The organism is Massilia sp. 01N410 (assembly GCF_056399665.1).
In genome coordinates, this window is the sequence record NZ_JBFTRV010000019.1 from 65,382 (window position 1) to 86,591 (window position 21,210).

Below are 21,210 nucleotides of genomic sequence, written 5' to 3' on the forward strand. Positions count from 1 at the left end.
AAAGCTCAATGCGCGATCAGCAGCGGAATCCGGGCGCGTTCGAGCAGTTCGCGGGTGGTCCCGCCCAGCATCCACTCGCGGTAGCGGCTGTGGCCGAAGGCGCCGGCCACCATCAGCCCGGCGCCGCTGGCGCCCGCCAGCGCGCACAGGGTGTCGCCGGTGGTGGCGCGGGTGTGTTCGACCACGACCTCGACCTTGGCGCCGTGGCGGGCGAGCCAGAGCGCCATGTCGGCACCCGGCTGTTCGCCATGGAAATCGGAGAGCGTGTCGGGATTGATCACCACCAGCCTGACGATCGCGGCGTGGGCCAGCAGCGGGAGGGCGGAAGTGATCGCGCGCAGCGCCTGCATGCCGCCGTCCCAGGCGGCGACCACGGTGCCGGGTATCGGCTCGCCCTGGTAATTGCGCGGCACCACCAGCACCGGCCGCACGCCGCGCAGGGCCACGTGGGCGGGCAGGCCGCGCACTCGCGCCGGCCCGCCGGGTTCGGAATCGCTGTCCTGGCTCAGCACCACCAGGTCGGCATAGCGCGACTGCAGCAGCAGGGCGTAGCGCGGATCGTCTTCGATGAGGCGGGCGTCGAGCGATTCCACCCCGAGGCGGGCGGCAAGCTGCCTGAATTCCTCGAGGTGGCGGGCGGCGGTATCGCGCAGCGCCTGGAAGTCGTCGCCGACCACCGGCGCCGCCATCGACCCGGTCAGCAGGCTGTAATCCATCCAGGAGATACCGGTGGCGCCGCTGCCGACCAGGTGAGCGCCGTACTTGACGGCGAGCAGGGCGGCGGCGCGCAGCCGGCTTTCCTGGCCGGTGCCGCCATCGATGTGGACGACGATGGTTTTATACATGGCCGAACCCTCCAATGCGGTACGGGTCACTGTATTCCTTGCCGCCGCCGCTGTCAAAGCCCTGCGGTGTCAGGCAGGGCGGAACATCTTGAACAGCTGTTCCGGGCCGACCGTGAAATAGTCGGCCGGGCCGCCGCCGCGCAGGATGGGCTGGGCGGCCGCGGTATCGTAGATCCCGTCCTTCAGCAGCGCGCGGTCGATGTGCACGCCGACCACCTCGCCCAGCACCAGCCAGGTCGGCACCTTGCCGCCGTCGGCGCCCTGCAGCTGGATCAGCTGGCTGAGCCGGCATTCCATCGACACCGGGCTCTCGGCCACGCGCGGCGGCGCCACCACGCGCGAGGGCGCCGGCGTGAGGCCGGTCAGCGCGAACTCGTCGGACTCCGGCGGGACGGCGGCGCAGCTCAGGTTCATCTGTTCCGACAGCGGCCGGGTTGCCAGGTTCCAGCAGAACTCGCCCGTCTCTTCGATATTGCGGAGCGTGTCCTTGTAGCCGATGCTGGCGAAGCCGACGATCGGCGGGACGTAGTTGAAGGCGTTGAAGAAGCTGTAGGGCGCCAGGTTGAGGACGCCGGCCCCGCTGCGCGAGGATATCCAGCCGATCGGACGCGGGCCGACGATGGCGTTGAAGGGATCATGCGGCAGGCCGTGGCCGGCGCGCGGTTCGTAGAAATGCATTGCCTGGCTCATGCAAACTCCATGCTGAAAGCCGAACGATAACCCATCCGCGCACGCCTTGCCGCCGGGACTGGCATAATCCCCTGATCCACATTGCAAAAATACAAGCGAAAGGAAGCGAGATGGTTCTGGAAAGTGCGGAAATCCTGGTCAAGGAAGGCATGGAAGAAAGCTTCGAGGCAGGCGTGCGCGCGGCCGCGCCGCTGTTCCGGCGTGCGCAGGGCTGCACCGGCATGCGCCTGCAGCGCGGCATCGAGAACCCGCGCGCCTACCGCCTGCTGGTGCAGTGGAACACGCTGGAAGACCATACCGTGCATTTCCGCGGCAGCGAAGACTTCAAGGAATGGCGCCGCCTGGTCGGCGACTGCTTCGACGGCGCGCCGAACGTGACGCACCTGAGCGGCGTCCTCGAGGCGTTCTGAGCGGCGGCCTGCGCCGTGCGCAGCGTGAACCGCATTTCTGCCACCATACATTGATCGACTATACAAGGATGACACCATGAGCACCGAAAGCAGCCTCGACAGCGGACTCCAGGAACCCGGCAAGGACGCGCAACTGCGCGCCGACGCCCTCGATTACCACCGCTCGCCGGTACGCGGCAAGATCGAGGTCGTGGCCACCAAGCCCCTGTCGAACCAGCGCGACCTGTCGCTGGCCTATTCGCCGGGCGTGGCCTATGCCTGCGAGGAGATCGCCGCCGACCCGGCCATGGCCGCCGAGTACACCTCGCGCGGCAACCTGGTCGCCGTGATCTCGAACGGCACCGCCGTCCTCGGCCTGGGCAATATCGGCCCGCTGGCCTCCAAGCCGGTGATGGAAGGGAAGGGCTGCCTCTTCAAGAAATTCGCCGGTGTCGACGTGTTCGACCTCGAACTGGCCGAGAACGATCCGGACAAGCTGATCGAGGCGATCGCGATGCTGGAGCCGACCGTGGGCGGCATCAACCTCGAAGACATCAAGGCGCCGGAGTGCTTCTACATCGAGAAGAAGCTGAGCGAGCGCATGAACATCCCCGTCTTCCACGACGACCAGCACGGCACCGCCATCATCTCCAGCGCGGCCCTGCTCAACGCCCTGAAGGTGGTCGGCAAGGACATCGCCACGGTCAAGCTGGCCGCCTCGGGCGCCGGCGCCGCCGCCATTGCCTGCCTCGACATGATGGTGAGCATGGGCGTGAAGCGAGAGAATATCTGGGTGACCGACTCGAAGGGCGTGATCTGGCGCGGCCGAGACTCCCACATGGAAGCGAACAAGGCGCGCTACGCCCAGGATACCGATGCCCGTACCCTGGCCGACATCGTCAGGGGCGCCGACGTCTTCCTCGGCTGCTCGACCGCCGGCGTGCTGACCGGCGAGATGGTCAAGACCATGGCCGACCGCCCCGTGATCCTGGCGCTGGCGAATCCGGAGCCGGAGATCCGTCCGGAAGTGGCGAAGGCCGCGCGTCCGGACTGCATCGTCGCCACCGGCCGTTCGGACTATGCGAACCAGGTCAACAACGTGCTGTGCTTCCCCTACATCTTCCGCGGCGCCCTCGACTGCGGCGCGACCCGCATCACCGAAGAGATGAAGCTGGCCTGCGTGAGCGCCATCGCCGAGCTGGCCGAGGCCGAGCCGAACGACGCCGTGGCGGCCGCCTATGCCGGCCAGGATTTGCGCTTCGGTCCCGACTACATCATCCCGAAGCCCTTCGATCCGCGCCTGATCGCGGCGATCGCGCCGGCGGTGGCCGCCGCGGCCGAGCGCTCCGGGGTGGCCACCCGTCCGATCGAGGACATGGACGCCTACCGCGAGCGGCTGGCCGCGATGATCTACCACACCAGCTTCTTCATGCGGCCGGTGTTCGCCAAGGCGCGCGCGCTGAGCAGGCCCGATCCGCGCAAGGTCGCGTATGCGGACGGCGCCAATCCGCGCGTGCTGCGCGCCGCCCAGACCGTGATCGACGAGAACCTGGCGAAGCCGGTGCTGATCGGCCGCGCCAGCGAGGTCGAAGAGGGCATCCGCGCCGCCGGCCTGCGCATGCAGCGCGACCGCGACTACGTGCTGGTCGAGTGTGCCGAAGATGCCACCGCGCGCGGCACCGCCATGCTGGCCGCCGGCGAAGTCGACGCCCTGATCTGCGGCATGCAGGGCAGCTACGACAGCCACCTGGAGCACGTGCGGCGCGACATCGGCCTGGCCCCGGGCGCCTCGGTGATGGCGGCGATGAATGCGCTGGTGCTGGACAAGCTGACCCTGTTCATCGCCGACACCTATGTCAACGACCAGCCTTCGGCAAGCGAGCTGGCGGAGATCGCGCGCCTGGCGGCGAGCGAGCTGCAGCAGTTCGGCCTCGAGCCGAAGGTGGCGCTGCTTTCGCATTCGATCTTCGGCTCCTCGAACCGCCCGTCGGCGCAGCGCATGCGCGAGGCGCGCGAGATCCTGGCGAAGGATGCGCCGCAGCTGAACGTGATCGGCGAAGTGCACGGCGACGCCGCGCTGGACGAAGACATCCGCGCCATCTACCTGCCGCCGGGCCAGGCCAGCTTCGAGGGCAGCGCCAACCTGCTGGTGGCGCCCTCGCTGGACGCCGCCAACATCCTGTTCAACGTGCTGAAGGTCTCGTCGGGCAAGGGCGTGACGGTGGGACCGATCCTGCTGGGCGCGGCGAAATCCGTGCACATCCTCAGCCCCAGCGCCACCGTGCGCCGTATCGTCAACATGACGGCGCTGGCCGTGGCAAACGTCAGGTAATGACGCGCCGCACCGGTCGTGCACCGCTTCCGGTGTGGGATTCGGTGACTTTTCGTGGGTGAGCCGAATGCTAGAGTCGATGGCGACCATCGACCTGGAGGCTCATCCACATGAAGATTGCAGCACTGTTCCTCGCTTCGCTTGCCGCCGGCGCGGCGGCAAGCCCGATCGACCTGACCCTGGTGGACGGCACGCGGGTTCACATCGAGGATGCGGCCTGCGGCCGTACGTCCGTCTGTAACGCCGGATCGGCCCGGCTCCTGGGCGGAAAAGGCCGGGCCACACGCTACGTCTCGTCGATCACGGTCGCCACCGGCCGCCGTTCCTATGCCCTGGACGTGAGCGACATGGTCGACCCGCTGTTCGGACCGGCCAGGACGAACTTCAGCGGCTTCTGCTACGACGACCGCAACTGCGGCTTCCGCGCCGTGTTCGGCGACGCCGGCGGCAGCTATGCCGCCGAATGGCAGGTCATCGAGGGAAAACCGGTACGGACGGTCTTCAGCGGCAGCGGCGACCTGGTCCAGTTCTTCCTGGCGAACCCGATGCCGCCCCGGTACGAATGATCGCGCTCAGGCCGAGAGCACGGTGTAGACCTTCTTCCCGCCGATGGTGACGTCGCGCACCGGCAGGATCTCGGGGCGCGGCGCCGGGCCGTTGGCGGTCTTGTGGCGGGAGGCTTCGGCGCTGTTCGACATGAAAGCGGGAATAGTACCCCGGCACTATTCCCTCCATGTCGGTTGACACCGTAAGTGAAAAAGCGGGTATTGATTACACAGCGTTTTTTCACGTTCTTCGCCACACCTACGTACGCGATGTGACGAAGAAAATGAAATATGTCTGTAGGCGTGACGTAGATAATGAAATTTTAGCGACGACCGACGCTGAGCTTGGATGGACCGCTTACGGCCCCAAAGCGGCAGTTTCGCAGCAATCGCATCACCCCTCCTTAAAGCCGGGTTCCCACGACAAATCGAGGACGGACAGAATTCAAGTGTATTTTTAACAACACATTGCGAAGCGTGCAGAGGTGTTGCACAGATGTTTGATAGACTGTGTCTAGCTGGAAATCGGATTGTGTCCTTGTGTGACAGTGTCGTGATTTCCGTTTTGATACCAGCGGCAGAGCACCTGACGACAGGAGGGGTTCATTATGCTACGGTGGCTTGCAAACTTGATTTCTCATAACGCTCCTACGCCTGAGAAACACGCAAAACGGGCGCTCAACGACCTGCGCATGGAGTTGTATCAATCCGAGCAACATTTGATGGAAATGCAGTTACGTGCAGATTACTACCGGGCTCGTATCGCTTTCCTGGAAGAAGTAACCAAGAAGGGAATCGAGCAGGTATCTGACCAGCGCAAACGCCAACAGGAAGCTTCTCAGGCACTGCGGCCCGGACTCAAGCTCACGGCAGCGCAATAGCGCCGAATCCGCAGCAAGACAAGGCCGCGCGGCAGATCGACATTCACGATCTTCGTTGTCATCGTGCGGCCCCTCTCCCTGCTGGCAGCGATCCCGAACAGGGCCTGCGAGCGAGGCGTCCCACTGAGTGCCCAACGCATAAACGCCCGGATGCTGGGGCCGTCCGGCCTGGTGTATTTCCTCCTCAAAGCCGTACGTGTCCGAGTTTGTTATCAGGGCAGGAAGAGGATTGTTAGGCGATCTTAAACTGCTAAATGCGTAGGATAGCTCTCTGAATGGGCTCGGAAAGTGTAGAGGGCCCGCCGTCCGCCATCGACCGAGAGCGACCTGTCGTACTCGACTAAAAGTGAATACTTGGCGCCAGAGTCTTAACGGGTCTGCCATTTATGTTCGATTCGTGCGCGAACGTGTGCATCAAACCATCCCGAAAAGCAGAATTTCCGGGATGGTTATTACCGTCCTGACTGCGTTGGCTAGTTGGTGGCTTCACACTTCTTCATAAAGGAAGACTTGGAAGCCCCAGCTAGCGGCTTACCGTTCTTGTCGACTGCTTTCGCGGCGCACGCGACTGCCTTATCACCACTTGCGGCTGACGCTTCGCACTTCTTCATAAAGGCGTTTTTAGCCGCTCCTGCGAGCGGCTTGCCGTTCTTGCTAACCGCTTTTGCTTCGCAACTGGCAGCACTAGGTGCCGCTGCCGTATTTGTTGTTGACGAAGCTGAGGTTTGCGCAAATGCCATGTTTGCAAAAAATAAAATCCCAGCAACAGCGAAGGCAGATTTACTCATCACATGCTCCATAAAAGTAATAAAGCAGCATCAAACAAGGGTACTTACTTTCTGGCCTTTAACTCCGCCATTGCAGCCGTCTCCTTTGCCGCGGCTTCTTTTTTACATGCCGACTTTTCCGCGCCCTTCATCGATTTGCAAGCCGCTAACGCAGCCTTCTTATCAGCACGGATCTGCTTTTTCTCAGCTTTGATGTCGGCTTTGCTTTCAGCCATCGGCGCCGCGGCAGTAGCGGCGGGCGTAGTTGCCGGCGGAGCAGTCATCGTCGAATGAGTTGCGGGCACCGGCGTCGTTGCCGGGGCAGTAGTCTGGCCAGAGGCGAACGCTGCGCTGGAAGCCATAAATAACAAGACGCTTGCAATTTTCAGTGTCGATTTCATGGGTATCTCTCCGGTTGGTCCGCTAGTGCGAGCAGATCGCTCTCCGCCATAACGCCGGCTCAGGCCGCCCGGTTGACCTATCGGTCTTTTTCGACTGTGATTTACGATTTGGCTGGTTGTAAGGTAACTGGCAGCCAATGCCCCGTAGCGTGCAGATTCTGCCGGATAGTGGACTTTCTGCTACGTCTGCTTCCAACCGGTTTGCTGACTGTCATGCTGACTTGTCGAACGTCTGCAATAAAGTCCTTACCCGGTAGCGGTGGCAGCTGCGATGATGCCCATAATCCAGCTAACGCGGTCTGATTGTTTCGCGGTCTCGATCTGACCGAATGGCGACATCGTTGCAGGTTACTAAGGCGATGACCTTCACTGTACGCGACGGCCATCGCTTGGCAGTCCGATTCATCAATAGCAAACAATCGACTTGCCTGTGGAGGAAACTTCGCACTGGCCAGTAATGAGGCCCCATGCAACCGTAGCCACGTCGACTACTTTGTCCACTATCTTGTTGCCGCCAACAACAGCGGCCATTGCTTTCTGGTCCAGTTCTTCAACGACGGCCAGGTCTTTGATCGTAATGGTAGTCATTGCAATTCTCCATCAGGTTAAATATGGGTTAGGTTTGCCTTGTCGGCGGTTTGTGAATCGTTCGGTCCACGCCTCCATCAATGCAATGACCATGCCAGGTGTGAAGCGCAGAGCGGTAATGCGTTACAAGCCATTGAAAAGTATTGAATTTCCCCTGAATGTGTTCGGTCGTGACGAACACAATGCAGGCCTAAGTTCGCCACCACACAACACCTCCGGCGGCGTTACCTGATCGCTGGTTGCGAAAGATTCAAGGTCTGAAAGGCGGCCACAAGGCTGCCTTTTGTCGTTTGTCCACGAAACCCACAGTTCGCTACAAATCTGAAGCGGACCTTCGGTTCGAATATTCGACAGGCCGGTTCTGGCCCGATAGCAGCCTACCGCGACCGGCAGCATCCGATCCAGAGCAGACTCCCAGACCTTGCCGAGCGACGATGCACGTCACCGCTTGATCTTTGTCGCTAAAGTACGGCCTCGGCGCTCGGCCACTACATCCGCTTCGAGCCAAACTGTCGGTTTGGCATTCAATAAGGACACCGGATTGGGATACAAGCTGAACTGAATCGACTTGGGCTTCCCTGTTATTCAAATATCCCCTCTGGAATCCGCTAATGGTTGCGGCCCGCAATTTCTGGACAGAGAGGAAGAGTATCTGGCGGCACGATACTAACGCTTGCTAAATGTACGGCAAGCGTTGCTTGCCCAGCAAAAAAATGGCTCTGCACGAGCCATTTTTCATCAACCGCGTCAGAAAAATTTTCGCGGCTCAGTCGACATGACCTCGTTCGCCGCGGTGGCTCTTTTCATTGCGGTGGTCGTCCAGGAAAGTCGGTGGCAGATGCCAGATGCGCTTAGCGGCCGGCAAAGTTGAGCTTGCAAGTGGTCCAAGCGATTATGCATGCGGCATAAGCAAACTCTCCTGGTCCGGGCTTACTCGACCCAGCTGTAACCGTCGCGCGCCAGCAGCGCGAAGGATTCCGCCGGACCCCAGGACCCGGCCGCATAGGCGTGCGGCTTCTCGCCCAGCGTGCCCCAGCCTTCGATGATCGGGTCGGCCCATGCCCAGGCCGCCTCCAGTTCGTCGCGGCGCATGAAGTGGGTCAGGCGGCCGCGCACGACGTCGATCAGCAGGCGCTCGTAGGCTTCGGCGCGGCGCTGCTGGAAGGCCGATTGCAGGTCGAGGTTCAGCGCCACCTGCTGCATGTGCATGCCGCTGCCGGGTTCTTTCGCCATCAGCTGCAGCTTGATCGCTTCCTCGGGCTGCAGCTCGATCACCAGGCGGTTGGCGACGCCGCCCGGGGCATCCGGGAACAGCGGGAACGGCGGGTTGGTGAACTCGACCACGATCTTCGAGGAGCGGCGCTGCATGCGCTTGCCGGTGCGCAGGTAGAACGGCACCTTGGACCAGCGCCAGGTGTCGATGAAGGTGCGCAGGGCCACGAAGGTTTCGGTCTTGCTGTCCGCGGGGACGTTCTTCTCCTCGTGGTAGCCCGGCACTTCCTGGTTGCCGCTGACGCCGCGGGTGTACTGGCCGCGCACGGTGTCGCGCGCGATGTCGGCCAGGCTGAAGCGGCGCAGCGAGCGCAGCACCTTCAGCTTCTCGTCGCGCACGGCGTCCGCGTTCAGCGAGGTCGGCGGCTCCATGGCGACGATGCACAGCAGTTGCAGCAGGTGGTTCTGGACCATGTCGCGCATCGCGCCGGCGCCGTCGTAGAAGCCGGCGCGGCTGCCGACGCCGACTTCCTCGGCCACCGTGATCTGCACGCTCGAGATGTTCGGCGCGCGCCACAGCGGTTCCAGGATCGAGTTCCCGAAGCGCAGCACCATCAGGTTCTGCACGGTTTCCTTGCCGAGGTAGTGGTCGATGCGGTAGATCTGCGATTCCTCGAAGTGCTTGCCGACCGCTTCGTTGATCTCGATCGCTGAAGCGAGGTCGGTGCCGAGCGGCTTTTCCAGCACGACGCGGGCGTTGGCGTCGACCAGGCCGGCGGCGGCCAGCTTTTCGCAAATGGTGGTGAACAGCGAGGGCGCGGTCGACAGGTAGAACACGCGCTGGGCGCCGGCGCGCGAGGCGCTCGCCAGGGCGCTGAAGTCCGTGGCCTGCTGGACGTCCAGGCGGACGTACTCGAGCAGTTGCAGGAAGCCGTCCCAGGTCTTCTCGTTGAAATTGGCTTCGGCGATGAAGGAGCGCGAATGCTCTGCCACGTGGGCCAGGTAGGCGTGGCGGTCGTAGTCCTGGCGGCCGGTCGAGATGATGCGGGTCGAGGCCGGCAGGTTACCGTGGAGGTAGGCCATGTACAGGGCCGGCAGCAGTTTGCGCATCGCCAGGTCGCCCATGCCACCGAAGATGGTCATGTCGAGGGGGAGGCCGGTATCCGATTCTGTCGAGAGGGTCATGTCTTGTGCGGTCAAATGTTTTGAAGGAGGCGCTGGGCCGGCAAGCCCCATACGGTAGCAGAAGGGCGGAAGACGCGCTCGCCCGGGCCGGCTTTTGGCCTGGCGGCGGAGCGTGCCTGATCCATATCGTGAATTTTACCTAGCTTACAATCTGGAGGCGAATTAGGGAATCCTCCCATGCCGCCATGACCCAGGCGACGCAAGCGTATCGATGAGGAGACTGCTGTGATTTGTTGCTTGCTTAAGCATGTTCCGGCGCGCGCCTGAGGCCGCGGGTCTTGGCTTGGCCACCGCCGGCCTGACCGCGGTGGCGATGCTGGCCTTCGCCGCCAATTCCCTGCTGTGCCGCTTCGCCCTGCAGCAGGACCACATCGATCCGGCCGGCTTCGGCGCGGTGCGGTTGCTGGCCGGGGCGCTGGTGCTGGCCTGCGTGATGCGGGCGAAGCGGCAGCCGCTGGGCGCGGGCGGGGACTGGCGCTCGGCCGCGCTGCTGTTCGCCTACGTTGCGCTGTTTTCCTTCGCCTATGTGTCGCTGGCCGCCGGCACCGGGGCCCTGATCCTGTTCGGGACGGTGCAGCTGACCATGCTTGGCGTGGGCCTGCTGCGGGGCGAGCGCTTCGCGCCGGCCGGCTGGCTGGGCCTGGTGCTGGCGATGGCCGGCCTGATGGTCCTGCTGCTGCCGGGCGCCGCCGCGCCGTCGCCGCTGGGCGCGCTGCTGATGGCGGGCGCGGGCGCGGCCTGGGGCGGCTATTCGCTGCGCGGGAAGGGTGCCGCCGATCCGCTGGCCGCAACTTTCGCCAGCTTTCTGCGTGCGGTGCCGCTGGGCTTGCTGCTGGCGCTGCTGTTCGCCGCGCGCCTGCATGCGGACGCGCGCGGCGTGTGGCTGGCGATCGCCTCGGGCGCCATCACCTCGGGCCTGGGCTATGTGGTGTGGTATGCGGCGCTGCGACGCCTGAGCGCGCTGAGGGCGGCGGTGGTGCAGTTGTCGGTGCCGCTGATCGCCACCGCGGGCGGCGCGCTGCTGCTGGGCGAGGCGTTCACCTTGCGGCTGGGCGTGTCGGCGCTGGCGATCCTGGGTGGAATCGCACTGGTGCTGGGCAGCCGTGCCGGGCGCGGGAGCGCTTGACCGCTCTTTTTTTCGGGGATTTGCAACTAACCGACAATGTGCGCCAAACAAACGAAGAAACAGCAAGCAGGCAGCCGGGGCGGCTGCCTGCTTGCCTGGATAGCGGATCCGGCGGATCCAGCCGATCGCCGGGTCCCGCCGGACTCAGTGCAGACCGATGATCTTGCCCACGCCCGGCCCGCCGTCCAGCTTCCAGCTCAGCTTGCCATCCCCCGCCGCCAGCGCGGCCGGCACCTGGACCTGCATCTCGAAGCTGACGCTGGCATTCGCCGGAATCTGCCCGCCGGCCGCGCCGCAGTCCAGGCGCTGGGTGCTGTCGACGGCCTTGCCGTCCGCGTACAGCGATTGCGTGTAGGCCGGGCAGGCCGCCAGCGAGACCGGGGACGCGGTCGGATTGCTCAAGGTCACGGTGTAGCGCAGGGTGCCGCCGCGGCTGGCCTCGTCCGGCGCGCTCAGGCTGCCCGTCAGCTGGCTAAGCGCACCGGCAGCCTTCATCGCCGCCGCCCGCGCCGCGCCTTCGCCCTGGACGCGATCGAAGCGCATCACGGTGGCGCGGCCGCACAGGGTGTCGATGTGGACGCCGTCCAGGGCCTTGATCCCGCCGCCGGCCAGGGCCAGTTGCAGGCGGCGGCTGACCCGGCGTGCCGGCTTGTTGGCGGCTTCGCAGCTGCCCGGCGTGCCGAGCAGGACGACGGCTTCCTCGCCGGGAGCGAGTTCGATGCGGCTGCTGGCCAGCTGCGGCGCCTGCTCGCTGGCACCGACCGTTTGCGGCGCCTCGCTGGCGGGCTGCAGCTGCAGCCCGGGAAAGCCGGGCAGGGCGCAGGCTTCGCTGCCGGTGTTCAGGATCCGGATCTCCTGGGTTGCCTGGCCGCGCCAGGCGCCGGCCGCGCCGGCGCTGACCTGGACGTCGGCGGCGGCGCAGAGACGTGCGGCGGCGGGGGCGGCATGGGCGCCAGGCGCCGCGGCGAGAACTGCCAGCGCGATGGCGGATGGCGGAAGTGAAAAGCAGCTTGGCATGGTGGCGCTCCCGGATGGCATCGATAAGTGGACGGTCAGTTGCATACGCTGGCGGAATTCAGGCCGCCGGTCGGGGCCAGTGGTCCGTTGGCGCAGTTGCTGTCGATGTTCAGGGTCACGCCGCCATAGGTCTCGTTGTGGTCGCCCTGGTACTGCTTGAGGCGCTGGTGGTTCGACCATGAGCTGCCGGCGATGCAGGACAGGGTCGAGGTCGACGGATTGCCGTCCCAGTTCGCGGCCCAGATGAATTGCGGCGGACGCGCCATGGTGGCGAGGTCGCTGAACCAGGTATTGCAGGCCGAGCCATAGACGCCGGAGGCCTGGGCCGGCGCCACCGCCAGCTGGTCCACCCAGCCCTGCAGGAACTGCTTGACCGCGGCCTTGCAGGACGCGTCGTTGGAATAGCCTTCCATGTCGTACACGACCGGCGTGCCGGCCGCATTGTTGGTCACGCCGAGGGCGATCAGGGCATTGTAGGCCTTCAGGGCTTCGTCCTTGCCCTGCTGGTAGGCGGTGGCGGTGTCGTAGCTGATGCGGCTGGAGAAGGTGGTGCAGGGCGCCTGCGGGCCGACCCAGATCAGCGAATGGCGCCAGCCCTGGCTGTTGGTGGTGTTCATCCAGGTGGCGGTGAGGTTAGGCTGCGAACAGGCCCGCACCGCGCCGCCGATGTAGACGCCGACGAAGCTCCACGGCGTATTGGTCCACCAGGCCTGCATCTGCGAGGTGGACGGGGCGGCGCAGCTGTCGAAGCCCTTGCCGTTGAATGCGGCGCCGCCGCCGGGATAGGCCTCGGCGGATGGCGCGGCGAAAAGGGCTGCGGCGAACAGGGCCGGCAGCAGCGCGGCGGGCGCCTTGCGGGGCAGGGTTGGCATCGAATGCTCTCCTTGGTGGTGGTGTGGCGGGGCGGCGGCCCCGGCTCAGGCATGGCCGGGATGGCGGCGCAGGAAGTTCGAGAAGGACTCCACCGGCCCGTCCAGGAATTCCGGGTCGAGCGGGAACATGGCCCAGTAATACAGCTCGCGGCCGTGGCAGCTCTGGGCCGGCGCAGTGTAGCGGTGCCATTCCTTGTGCCGTACCGGCGAATACATGCCGTCGCCGTCGCTGAAGTTCGGCACCACGCGGCGCTGGCCGAGCGCTTCCAGCAACGAGGCCGGGGCGCCGCCGTCGAGGGCGATCTCGAAGTGGGCGTTCATGCTCTGCTCGGTCTCGACGGCCAGCAGCCAGGCGCGGGCATCGCGGTCGTACATCAGGAAGCCGGGAGGGGTCTTGAACAGGTAGTGCTCGACGATCTTGTGGCGCGCGCCCAGCTCGCGCACCAGGCCGCAGATGGCGGGATCGTTGACGAAGCTGAAATCGTGCAGCGAGAGCAGCATGCGCAGCGCTTCCGACTGGGCCAGGAAGAAGCCCTCCTGCAGATGGGTGAGTTCTTCCTCCAGGCGGTCGAGGGCGTGGGCGTCGCTCTTGCGCACGTAGCGGTCGATCAGGCCGCGGTTGAAGGCTTCGATCGCGACCCGCTCGTCGGCGACCCCGGTCAGCAGGATCTTCCGGCACGGCAGGTCGCGCACCGCCTCGCAGAACTGGATCCCGTCCATGCCCGGCATCGCGTAGTCGACCACCAGCACCGAGGGCGTCAGGAAGCGCTGGGCGTGGCGGCGGATGCCGCATACCTGCTCGACGTGCAGGGCGATGTTGTAGGGCTGGGGCGCGAAGGTATAGGTGTCGACGCTGGGCGACAGCAGTCCGGCCAGGGCGGCGGGCGCGGCGCCGTGCTGGCGCAGCCAGGCGGTGGCGGCGGTGGTGTCGCTGAAGCCGATGCTGGGGAAGCTCGGGCCGAGCTGGAAGCGCAGGCTGTGCAGGAAGCTGGGACTGTCATCCACGAGGACGGTCATGGTGGGATGCTGGTAGATCGGCAGGTTCATGCTAAGCCTCGTTGACTCGTTCGACTCGGTCGTTGATTGCACGGGGAGGACGCGGCGTCGTGGACGCGTCGGCGGCGCGCCGCGCCGGCGGGAACTCCAGCGCGAACACCGTGTACAGGTCCTCGCGCGAGCGGCAGCGGATCTTGCCGTGCCAGGCATGCACGATGTCCTTGCACAGCGCCAGGCCGATGCCGGCGCCGGTGTTCGCCGGGTAGGAATAGAAGCGCTCGAAGATGTAGGGCAGCTGGCGCGCCGGGATGCCGCAGCCGCTGTCCATCAGCAGCAGGCGCGGGCGCTTGCGGGCGCCGTCGACGATGATCCGCACTTTCCCCTTGCCGGCGCGCTGCAGGGCCTTCAGGGCATTCCGGAGCAGGTTGAGCAGCACCACCGAGGCCAGTTCCTGGCGTCCGCGGAAGGCGAAGTCGCTGCGCACCACCACGCTCACCAGGCGCCGCTGCTCCCCGCTGACGAAGGGATAGCGGCCGATCACGCCGTTCACCAGCTCGGCCATCGATACCCGCTCGTTGGGCGCCAGTTGCTGGTTCATGGCCGCTGCCGACATCAGGAACAGGTCGATCATCTGGTTCATGTGGCGCACCTCGAAGCCGATCCGCTCCAGCGCTTCCGGCACGCCTTCTTCCGCGCCCGGTATCGCCCTGGCGATCCCGCGCACGTTGGCGGAGATGCTGATCAGGGGCGTGCGCAGTTCGTGCGAGACCATCGCCAGCGCCTGCGCCATGCCGGCCAGCTTCTCGCTCGCCAGCAGCCGGCGCCCGATCTTGGTAAGGGCCACGATCACGATCGTGAAGACGTAGATCGGCGCCTGCTCCAGCACCAGCGGCAGGGCGTGGAAATCGCCGCTCGCGTTCGGATCGCCCAGCACCACGTACAGCAGGCAGGCGGCCAGCGCGCCGGCGCTGCAGGACAGCAGCGCCCACAGGGAATCGAACTGGAACAGCAGGATCAGCGCCAGCAGCAGCGATTCGCCCCACACTGCCGAGCCGTGGTTCATCAGGAACATGTAGCTGAAAAAGAAGGGCATCACATAGGTGACGCTGATGAACTCATAGGGACGGAGCCAGTTTCGCTTGATTTTGCGCGGGAACAATAATGCTGGAAGGCATAGAACAAAACCGAGTATCCGCAGGCCCGGGCTCTCGAACTTTTGTGGGAACCACATTGTCCAGATGAGGTAGTACGCCGGCATGCCGATGCAGCCGACCCATGCGAGGAAATGCAGCCGCACCACGGCATGCTCGTGCAGCTGGTCCTGGCGCAGCAGCCACGCCAGCAAGGCGGGGCGGGTCAGCCGATAACGCATCCTGATCGGCGCACTGATGTTCGCGATGCTCCTGTACAGCAGATTCTTCACTCGGCAACTCCCGGTCGTCGACCGTCTGTTTTCGATCCTTGTCACTTAACAATTGATCTCACGCAATTGTTGGTTGAGCTTGAAGGAAACTGCTCAGTTCAGATTGATCTCGGTCAAGAGTGCGTCGAGAAGCCGAGCCGAATTTTTGCGTATGGACACAATGAAATTTTTCCTGGAGATAAAAAAATGACACTACTGACCAAAGCCCAAAACCATGTCCGCCCCGCAGCCCTGCGCATGCCCGCCTTCGTCACCCGCCGGATGGACGAACACCACGTGAACCGGATCGAACAGCTCATGGGCGGCGAGCACGTCCATGTGTGGAAGCGCCAGGGACCCGGCGCGGTCATGTTGGCCGGTAACGATTACCTCTGCCTGGCGAACGAACCGGCGCTGCTCCAGGCCCAGGTGCGCGCCCTGCAGGGCAAGGCCGGGCAGAACCTGATGTCGGCCGTCTACCTGCAGGCCGGCAGCCGGCAGCACCGGCTGGAAGAGAAGTTCGCCGACTTCATGGGCGCCCAGCAGACGGTGCTGGCGCAATCCGGCTGGGCCGCGAACGTCGGGCTGATGCACAGCATCGCCGAGCCGGGCGTGCCGGTCTACCTCGACATCATGGCGCATGCCTCGCTGTGGGACGGGGTCCAGCTGGGCGGGGCCAGGGCCGTGCCCTTCCTGCATAACAATATGGAGCACTTGCAGCGCCAGTTGAACAAGCACGGCGCCGGCGTGATCGTGGTCGACGCCCTGTACAGCACCGACGGCAGCCTGGCGCCGCTGCACGAGGTGCTTGCCCTGGCCGAGAAGACCGGCAGCGTGCTGGTGGTCGACGAATCGCATTCGCTCGGCACCCACGGTCCGCGCGGCGCCGGCCTGGTGATCGCCGCCGGACTGGAAGACCGCGTGCACTTCCGTACCGCCTCGCTGGCCAAGGCCTTCGCCGGCCGCGCCGGCATCATCACCTGTTCGAGCCGCTTCAAGGGCTACTTCCTGTCGGAGTCGCGCCCGGCGATCTTCAGCTCCTGCCTGCTGAACCACGAGCTGGCCTGGTTCGACGCCGCCATCGATTTCGTCGAGCAGGCCGACGTCCGCCGGGCCGGCCTGCGCCGCATCACCGAGGAAGTGCGCAGCGGCCTGGAACGGCTCGGCTACTGCGTCGACGAGGGCAGCGAGCAGATCATCGCGCTCGAAGTGGGCACCGAGCCGAAGACCCTGGTGCTGCGCAAGGCGCTGGAAAACCGCGGTATCCAGGGCGCGGTGTTCTGCGCCCCGGCCACGCCCAAGAACCGCGCGCTGGTGCGCCTGACCCTGAACTCGGGCCTGACGAAGCGCGAGATCGCGAAGCTGCTGGACGCCTGCGCCGACATGCGCGACGAGGTCGACCTCGAGAACTGGACCTCGACCGTCCGCCGGCGCCGCGTGCACTGACTCGGAAGGCCAGGAAGTTGGCTCCTAAAGGCAGGCACAAAATCGTGGAGGGCTGACGCTTTCGCTTACGCTTATACAAAAGACAAGAAGGAGACAAGCGTGAGCGACAAATACAGGCTCGTTGGGCCGATCTACGACTGGCTGAGTGCCTTCTACAGCGGGAAGTCGATCCATAAGTGCAAGGTGGCGATGCTCGATCGCCTGCAGCCGGGCGACCGGGTGCTGTTCGCCGGCGTCGGCCACGGCAGGGATGCGGTCTACGCGGCGGGCCGCGGGGCCGAGGTCACCGTGGTCGACCTGTCCGAGACCATGCTGAGGAAGTTCCAGGCCAACCTGGCGAAAGAGGGCGTGCAGGTCTCGATCCGCCAGGTCCACAGCGACATCATGCAGGTGGAGGAGTACGAGCGCTACGACATGGTGGTGGCCAACTTCTTCCTCAACGTCTTCCACGAGGACATGATGGTGAAGGTGCTGCAGCACCTGATCCGCCTCGGCCGGCCGGGCGCGCGGGTGGTGGTGGGCGACTTCTCCTTCCCGACCGGGAACGTCCTGAGCCGGCTGGTGAAGACCCTGTACTGGTATGGCGCGGTCGGCTTCTTCTGGCTGTTTGCCGGGAACGCCTTCCACAATATCTACAACTATCCCGAGTGGATGAAGAAGCTCGGCCTGCGGGTGCAGGAGCAGAAGCACTACAAGCTGCTGCTGCTGGACTGCTACTGGTCGGTGCTGGGCGAGAAGCCGGACCTCGCATGAGCGACGCCGCTCTCGCGCTCACCCGGCCGCTCGCTCCGGCCGACGCCGACGCCCACGCCGAGCTGGCCAGGCGCGTGGCCTGGCTGAAGGAATATGGCAGCCACCCGATGTCCTTCTCGACCATGCAGCCGGACATGGCCTACTTCGAGCTGCCGGGCGCCGGCTACATCGCCTATGCCCAGTACTGGGGCATGCAGTTCGCGCTGGCCGATCCGGTGTGCGCGCCGGAGCAGCGCGCAGTGCTGATCGACCGCTTCCTGGAGCGCTTCCCGCACGCCGTCTTCGTCCAGGTGAGCAAGGCGGTGGTCGACCACCTGCACGGACGCCACGGCTATTACGGCACCCAGTTCGGCAGCGAATCGAAGATCGAACTCGCGGACTGGAGCCTGCGCGGCGCGCGCAAGCAGATTGTCCGCACCGCGGTCAACGGCGCCAGGAGCCAGGGCATCGAGATCCGCGAGGGCGGCTTCGACCATGAGGTCAAGCGTATCTCGGAAGCCTGGATCCGCACCCGGCGCTGCAAGAACAACGAGATCCGCTTCCTGATCCGGCCGATGATCATCGACTACCGCGAAGGCACGCGCTACTTCTACGCCTACGATGCCGAAGGCGAGGCGGTCGGCTTCATCTTCTTCGATCCGATCTACCGGGACGGCCGCCTGGCCGGCTATGTGCCGAACATCTCGCGCTCGTCCGCCAACTTCCGCCAGGGCCTGTGGTACGCGCTGATGGCGCATGCGCTGGCGGTGTTCCGGGAAGAGGGCGTGCCTTACGTGGACCTGGGCCTGGTGCCGCTGCAGGTGGATGCCGCGATCGAAGCCCAGGAGTCGAGGGTGCTGCGCGCCACCATGTCGCTGATCCGCGAGCGCATGGACTTCCTGTACAACTTCAAAGGACTCGAATTCGCCAAGTCGCGATTCCAGGGCCGCATCGAGAAGACCTACTGCTGCCACCGCAACGCCATGCCGGCGCTGGCGATGACGGCCATGTTCCGCCTCACCCGGATCATCTGAACCATGACCAACGAATTGAGCGTGCCGGCCGCCTTGTCCGGCAAGCGCATCCTGCTGACCGGCGCCACCGGTTTCCTGGCCAAGGTGGTGCTCGAAAAGCTGATCCGATCGGCGCCGGAGGTGAAAGGCGTGATCCTCCTGATCCGCGGCGGCGAGGCCGGCAATGCGCGCGAACGCTTCCAGCGCCAGATCGCCACCTCTTCGATCTTCGATACCCTGCGGGCCGAGCGCGGCGCCTGGCTGGAGCGCTTCTTCGATGAACGGCTCGAGTGCGTGACGGGCGAGGTGACGCAGGACTGCTTCGGCCTCGGCGCGGAGCGCTTCCGCGAACTGGCCGCACGCACCGACCTCGTGATCAACGCGGCCGCCAGCGTCAACTTCCGCGAGCCGCTCGACGAGGCCCTCGACATCAACACCCTCAGCCTGCGGCAGCTGACGGCGCTGGCGCGCGCGGCCGGGGCGCCGCTGGTGCAGGTCTCGACCTGCTATGTGAACGGCTACCGCCGCGGCGACATCCTCGAAGATTCCGCCGCGCCGGCCGGGCGTGCCGCCATCGGGCGCGATCGCGAAGGCCAGCACGACATCGGGGCCCTGGCCGGTCGTCTGCGCCGCCGCATCGAGGCGGTAAAGGCCCGCCACGCCGATCCGCAGGTGCTGGACCGGGAATTGACCGCGCTCGGCATCCGCGAAGCCAAGCGCCACGGCTGGAACGACACCTATACCTTCACCAAGTGGATGGGCGAGCAGTTGGCCATGCAGGGCATGCGCGGACGCCCGCTGACCATCGTGCGGCCGTCCATCATCGAGAGCACGCTGCGCGATCCGGCGCCGGGCTGGCTGGAAGGCGTGAAGGTGGCCGACGCCGTGATCCTGGCCTATGCGCGCGGCCGCACCAGCTTCTTTCCGGCGCGCCCGGCAGGCATCATCGACGTGATCCCGGCCGACCTGGTGGCGAACGCCATCCTGCTGGCGGCGGCCGAAGCGCTGGCGGGGCCGGTGGGCCACCGCATCTACCAGTGCTGCAGTGGCGCCTCTAACCCGATCCTGGTCGGGGACCTGATCCGCCTGCTGCAGGACGAGGCCAGGCGCAACTGGCGGCAGTACGACAAGCTGTTCCACAAGGAGCCGAAGCACGACTTCCGGGTGGTCGGCAATCTGCGCTTCCGGTTGGCGATGGCCGGCGTGGCGCTGGGCGCCCTGGCCTGGAGCGGCCTGCGCCGCCTGGCCGGCCAGCCCGGCGAGACCCCGGCGATGGAAAAGCTGCGCACCACCCGCCTGCTGGCGCTCACCTTCTCCTTCTATGCCCAGCCGCGCTACCGCTTCGACAACCGTGGCCTGATGGCGCTGGCGGCGCGCTTCGGCCAGGAGGATCGGGCGACGTATCCGGTCGATCCGCGCGCCATCGACTGGGAGGATTATTTATGCAGGGTGCATATGGCGGGGCTGAACCGCTATGCGCTCAAGCGCAAGGAGGCGAGGGCGGCTGACAGCCTTGCGCACGCCAACGATACCGCCGTGGACACCCGGTCCTATCCGGTGCCGGTGGCCGATTCCCCTTGAGGTCGTCAGCGCGAGAGTAGCTGTTTGTGCACCTATCTGAATCCAGCCACCGGCTGGATTTTCATTTGGCGCTTTTGAAAAGGTGCTGTTTTAAAACGGGAAATAGTTCCGGCGATTAATTGTGAATTTATCGTTAAGCAAAAAAAATGCCATGTCGAGGCATATTTACGACGTTTTCGTCGGCGGAGTTTAGTAACATGTGCTCGCAGTAATGAGTTAACCAATACTTAAAAACGCAGTCGGCCTAGGGGAACGAGATGGGAGATTACTCGGTAAACTTTGCGGATCTATTAAGTACCGGACTTGCAAACCATAAGGGATCGAATCATATTTCCCGGTCAAGGAAGTCGAAAGGAGATCAACGGCGGGCATTCCCGCCAGGCATTCGACACCACGACGGAGGAAAATGGATCGATTGTATTTCGACAATACAAGAATCTGAAAGGCGGCGTATTGCCGCGGACCTTCACGATGGACTGGGACAGGTGTTGACAATGCTCGCAATCGAATTGCGCAGCGCAAAGGCGACGGCTGCAGGTTCTAGTGGATTCGTTCCCGCGCTCGACCTGGCCCTCGATCACGCATGTTCGAGCGCGCGCCAGGCTATCGACGAGTTGCATCGAACGGTCATGGACCTGTATCCGTCCATGCTCGACGACCTGGGTCTAATCGCCAGTATTTCTTTTATCCTGAGGGAAGCCCGCGAAGCGTATCCCCAATTGCAGGTCGATGCGGACATTTCGGTATCCGACAATGACGTGCCGTCCGCGCTGCGGATCGTCGCCTTTCGCGTCCTCCAGGAGGCGGTGAATAATGTTCTGAAGCACGCCGATGCGCATCTCTTGACGGTGGTATTTTCTGCGGGGACGCAGCACTTGTCGCTGGTGATTGCGGACGATGGCGCCGGCATCCCGCAGTCGCGCATGCCCAAGCGCCGCCTGTCCTCAGGCATTGTCGGCATGATACGCCGCGTTCACGATTCGGGCGGCGCAATCGACATCACGAGCAGCCCGGGAAAAGGGACCAGGATCGGCGTGGAATGGAATATCGCAGCACTCTGTTGATTACTTTGTTTCAGCGATGAAAATGGCCGCACTGCGGCCATTTTCATTTTCCGGAACGGTAGTTTCGCCTACCTTGTATTACGCTCCCGCGTGCGTAGTTTACCTCCCTTTCAACTGCAACCTTCG

At 64.6% G+C, this 21,210-nt stretch carries 20 protein-coding genes and 1 pseudogene; 10 read left to right on the forward strand and 11 right to left on the reverse strand.

Annotated elements, in window-relative coordinates; genetic code table 11:
• Positions 1-5 precede the first annotated feature (5 nt).
• Together AC1DOP_RS21825 and AC1DOP_RS21830 are read right to left on the reverse strand one after the other, a co-directional pair.
• The gene (locus tag AC1DOP_RS21825) at positions 6-845 is read right to left on the reverse strand and encodes a universal stress protein (RefSeq protein WP_477253321.1); all 840 of its coding nucleotides are present in this window, start codon (positions 843-845) and stop codon (positions 6-8) included.
• 69 nt (positions 846-914) lie between these two features.
• On the reverse strand, positions 915-1,535 hold the full coding sequence (locus tag AC1DOP_RS21830) for a flavin reductase family protein (protein WP_442123277.1): 621 nt from the start codon (positions 1,533-1,535) through the stop codon (positions 915-917).
• Between the two features lie 110 nt (positions 1,536-1,645).
• Here AC1DOP_RS21830 and AC1DOP_RS21835 point away from each other — a divergent pair, with 110 nt between their 5' ends.
• The 3 genes from AC1DOP_RS21835 to AC1DOP_RS21845 all read left to right on the forward strand — a co-directional run bounded on the left by AC1DOP_RS21835 (position 1,646) and on the right by AC1DOP_RS21845 (position 4,822).
• Positions 1,646-1,945, forward strand: coding sequence for an antibiotic biosynthesis monooxygenase family protein (locus AC1DOP_RS21835; RefSeq protein WP_442123276.1), 300 nt, complete (start codon positions 1,646-1,648; stop codon positions 1,943-1,945).
• 76 nt (positions 1,946-2,021) lie between these two features.
• A complete protein-coding gene (locus tag AC1DOP_RS21840; RefSeq protein WP_477253324.1) occupies positions 2,022-4,256 on the forward strand; it encodes an NADP-dependent malic enzyme in 2,235 nt (744 codons plus the stop codon).
• 110 nt (positions 4,257-4,366) lie between these two features.
• On the forward strand, positions 4,367-4,822 hold the full coding sequence (locus AC1DOP_RS21845; RefSeq protein WP_477253326.1) for a hypothetical protein: 456 nt from the start codon (positions 4,367-4,369) through the stop codon (positions 4,820-4,822).
• 6 nt (positions 4,823-4,828) lie between these two features.
• Here AC1DOP_RS21845 and AC1DOP_RS21850 read toward each other — a convergent pair whose 3' ends face one another.
• Positions 4,829-4,954: a hypothetical protein gene (locus AC1DOP_RS21850; RefSeq protein ID WP_477253328.1), complete on the reverse strand. Its 126-nt coding sequence runs from the start codon at positions 4,952-4,954 to the stop codon at positions 4,829-4,831.
• Between the two features lie 476 nt (positions 4,955-5,430).
• Here AC1DOP_RS21850 and AC1DOP_RS21855 point away from each other — a divergent pair, with 476 nt between their 5' ends.
• A complete protein-coding gene (locus tag AC1DOP_RS21855) occupies positions 5,431-5,682 on the forward strand; it encodes a hypothetical protein (protein WP_442123272.1) in 252 nt (83 codons plus the stop codon).
• 473 nt (positions 5,683-6,155) lie between these two features.
• Here AC1DOP_RS21855 and AC1DOP_RS21860 read toward each other — a convergent pair whose 3' ends face one another.
• The 4 genes from AC1DOP_RS21860 to zwf all read right to left on the reverse strand — a co-directional run bounded on the left by AC1DOP_RS21860 (position 6,156) and on the right by zwf (position 9,835).
• Positions 6,156-6,470, reverse strand: coding sequence for a hypothetical protein (locus AC1DOP_RS21860; RefSeq protein WP_442123271.1), 315 nt, complete (start codon positions 6,468-6,470; stop codon positions 6,156-6,158).
• Positions 6,471-6,514: 44 nt separating this feature from the next.
• A complete protein-coding gene (locus AC1DOP_RS21865) occupies positions 6,515-6,850 on the reverse strand; it encodes a hypothetical protein (RefSeq protein ID WP_442123270.1) in 336 nt (111 codons plus the stop codon).
• Positions 6,851-7,255: 405 nt separating this feature from the next.
• Positions 7,256-7,438 carry a hypothetical protein gene (locus tag AC1DOP_RS21870; RefSeq protein ID WP_442123269.1) on the reverse strand — a complete coding sequence of 61 codons (183 nt, stop codon included), beginning with the start codon at positions 7,436-7,438 and terminating at the stop codon, positions 7,256-7,258.
• 930 nt (positions 7,439-8,368) lie between these two features.
• Entirely contained in the window at positions 8,369-9,835 is a 1,467-nt protein-coding gene (zwf, locus tag AC1DOP_RS21875) for a glucose-6-phosphate dehydrogenase (RefSeq protein WP_442123268.1), read from the reverse strand.
• Positions 9,836-10,082: 247 nt separating this feature from the next.
• Here zwf and AC1DOP_RS21880 point away from each other — a divergent pair, with 247 nt between their 5' ends.
• Positions 10,083-10,961, forward strand: a complete 879-nt coding sequence (locus tag AC1DOP_RS21880; protein ID WP_477253332.1) for a DMT family transporter — start codon at positions 10,083-10,085, stop codon at positions 10,959-10,961.
• A gap of 144 nt (positions 10,962-11,105) precedes the next feature.
• Here AC1DOP_RS21880 and AC1DOP_RS21885 read toward each other — a convergent pair whose 3' ends face one another.
• The 4 genes from AC1DOP_RS21885 to AC1DOP_RS21900 are packed head-to-tail and all read right to left on the reverse strand — an operon-like array spanning position 11,106 to position 15,269.
• The gene (locus AC1DOP_RS21885; RefSeq protein ID WP_477253334.1) at positions 11,106-11,978 is read right to left on the reverse strand and encodes a DUF4232 domain-containing protein; all 873 of its coding nucleotides are present in this window, start codon (positions 11,976-11,978) and stop codon (positions 11,106-11,108) included.
• A 35-nt stretch (positions 11,979-12,013) separates the two neighbouring features.
• Positions 12,014-12,850 (reverse strand): DUF1906 domain-containing protein, encoded by an 837-nt coding sequence (locus AC1DOP_RS21890; protein ID WP_477253336.1) that lies wholly within the window; start codon positions 12,848-12,850, stop codon positions 12,014-12,016.
• Between the two features lie 45 nt (positions 12,851-12,895).
• Positions 12,896-13,897, reverse strand: coding sequence for a response regulator (locus AC1DOP_RS21895; protein WP_477253338.1), 1,002 nt, complete (start codon positions 13,895-13,897; stop codon positions 12,896-12,898).
• A 1-nt stretch (position 13,898) separates the two neighbouring features.
• Entirely contained in the window at positions 13,899-15,269 is a 1,371-nt protein-coding gene (locus AC1DOP_RS21900; protein ID WP_442123263.1) for a sensor histidine kinase, read from the reverse strand.
• Positions 15,270-15,455: 186 nt separating this feature from the next.
• On the opposite strand from AC1DOP_RS21900, the gene cqsA reads away from it, so the two are divergent.
• The 5 genes and pseudogenes from cqsA to AC1DOP_RS21925 all read left to right on the forward strand — a co-directional run bounded on the left by cqsA (position 15,456) and on the right by AC1DOP_RS21925 (position 21,084).
• Positions 15,456-16,694 carry an alpha-hydroxyketone-type quorum-sensing autoinducer synthase gene (gene cqsA, locus AC1DOP_RS21905; protein ID WP_477253340.1) on the forward strand — a complete coding sequence of 413 codons (1,239 nt, stop codon included), beginning with the start codon at positions 15,456-15,458 and terminating at the stop codon, positions 16,692-16,694.
• A 96-nt stretch (positions 16,695-16,790) separates the two neighbouring features.
• A pseudogene (locus AC1DOP_RS21910) lies at positions 16,791-17,447 on the forward strand (class I SAM-dependent methyltransferase); the annotation flags it as partial.
• Positions 17,444-18,460, forward strand: coding sequence for a DUF2156 domain-containing protein (locus AC1DOP_RS21915; RefSeq protein WP_477253342.1), 1,017 nt, complete (start codon positions 17,444-17,446; stop codon positions 18,458-18,460). The pseudogene AC1DOP_RS21910 and the gene AC1DOP_RS21915, both read left to right, overlap by 4 nt.
• Positions 18,461-18,463: 3 nt before the next feature.
• Positions 18,464-20,020 (forward strand): fatty acyl-CoA reductase, encoded by a 1,557-nt coding sequence (locus AC1DOP_RS21920; RefSeq protein WP_477253344.1) that lies wholly within the window; start codon positions 18,464-18,466, stop codon positions 20,018-20,020.
• Between the two features lie 257 nt (positions 20,021-20,277).
• Positions 20,278-21,084, forward strand: coding sequence for a sensor histidine kinase (locus tag AC1DOP_RS21925; RefSeq protein WP_477253346.1), 807 nt, complete (start codon positions 20,278-20,280; stop codon positions 21,082-21,084).
• Positions 21,085-21,210: the final 126 nt, after the last annotated feature.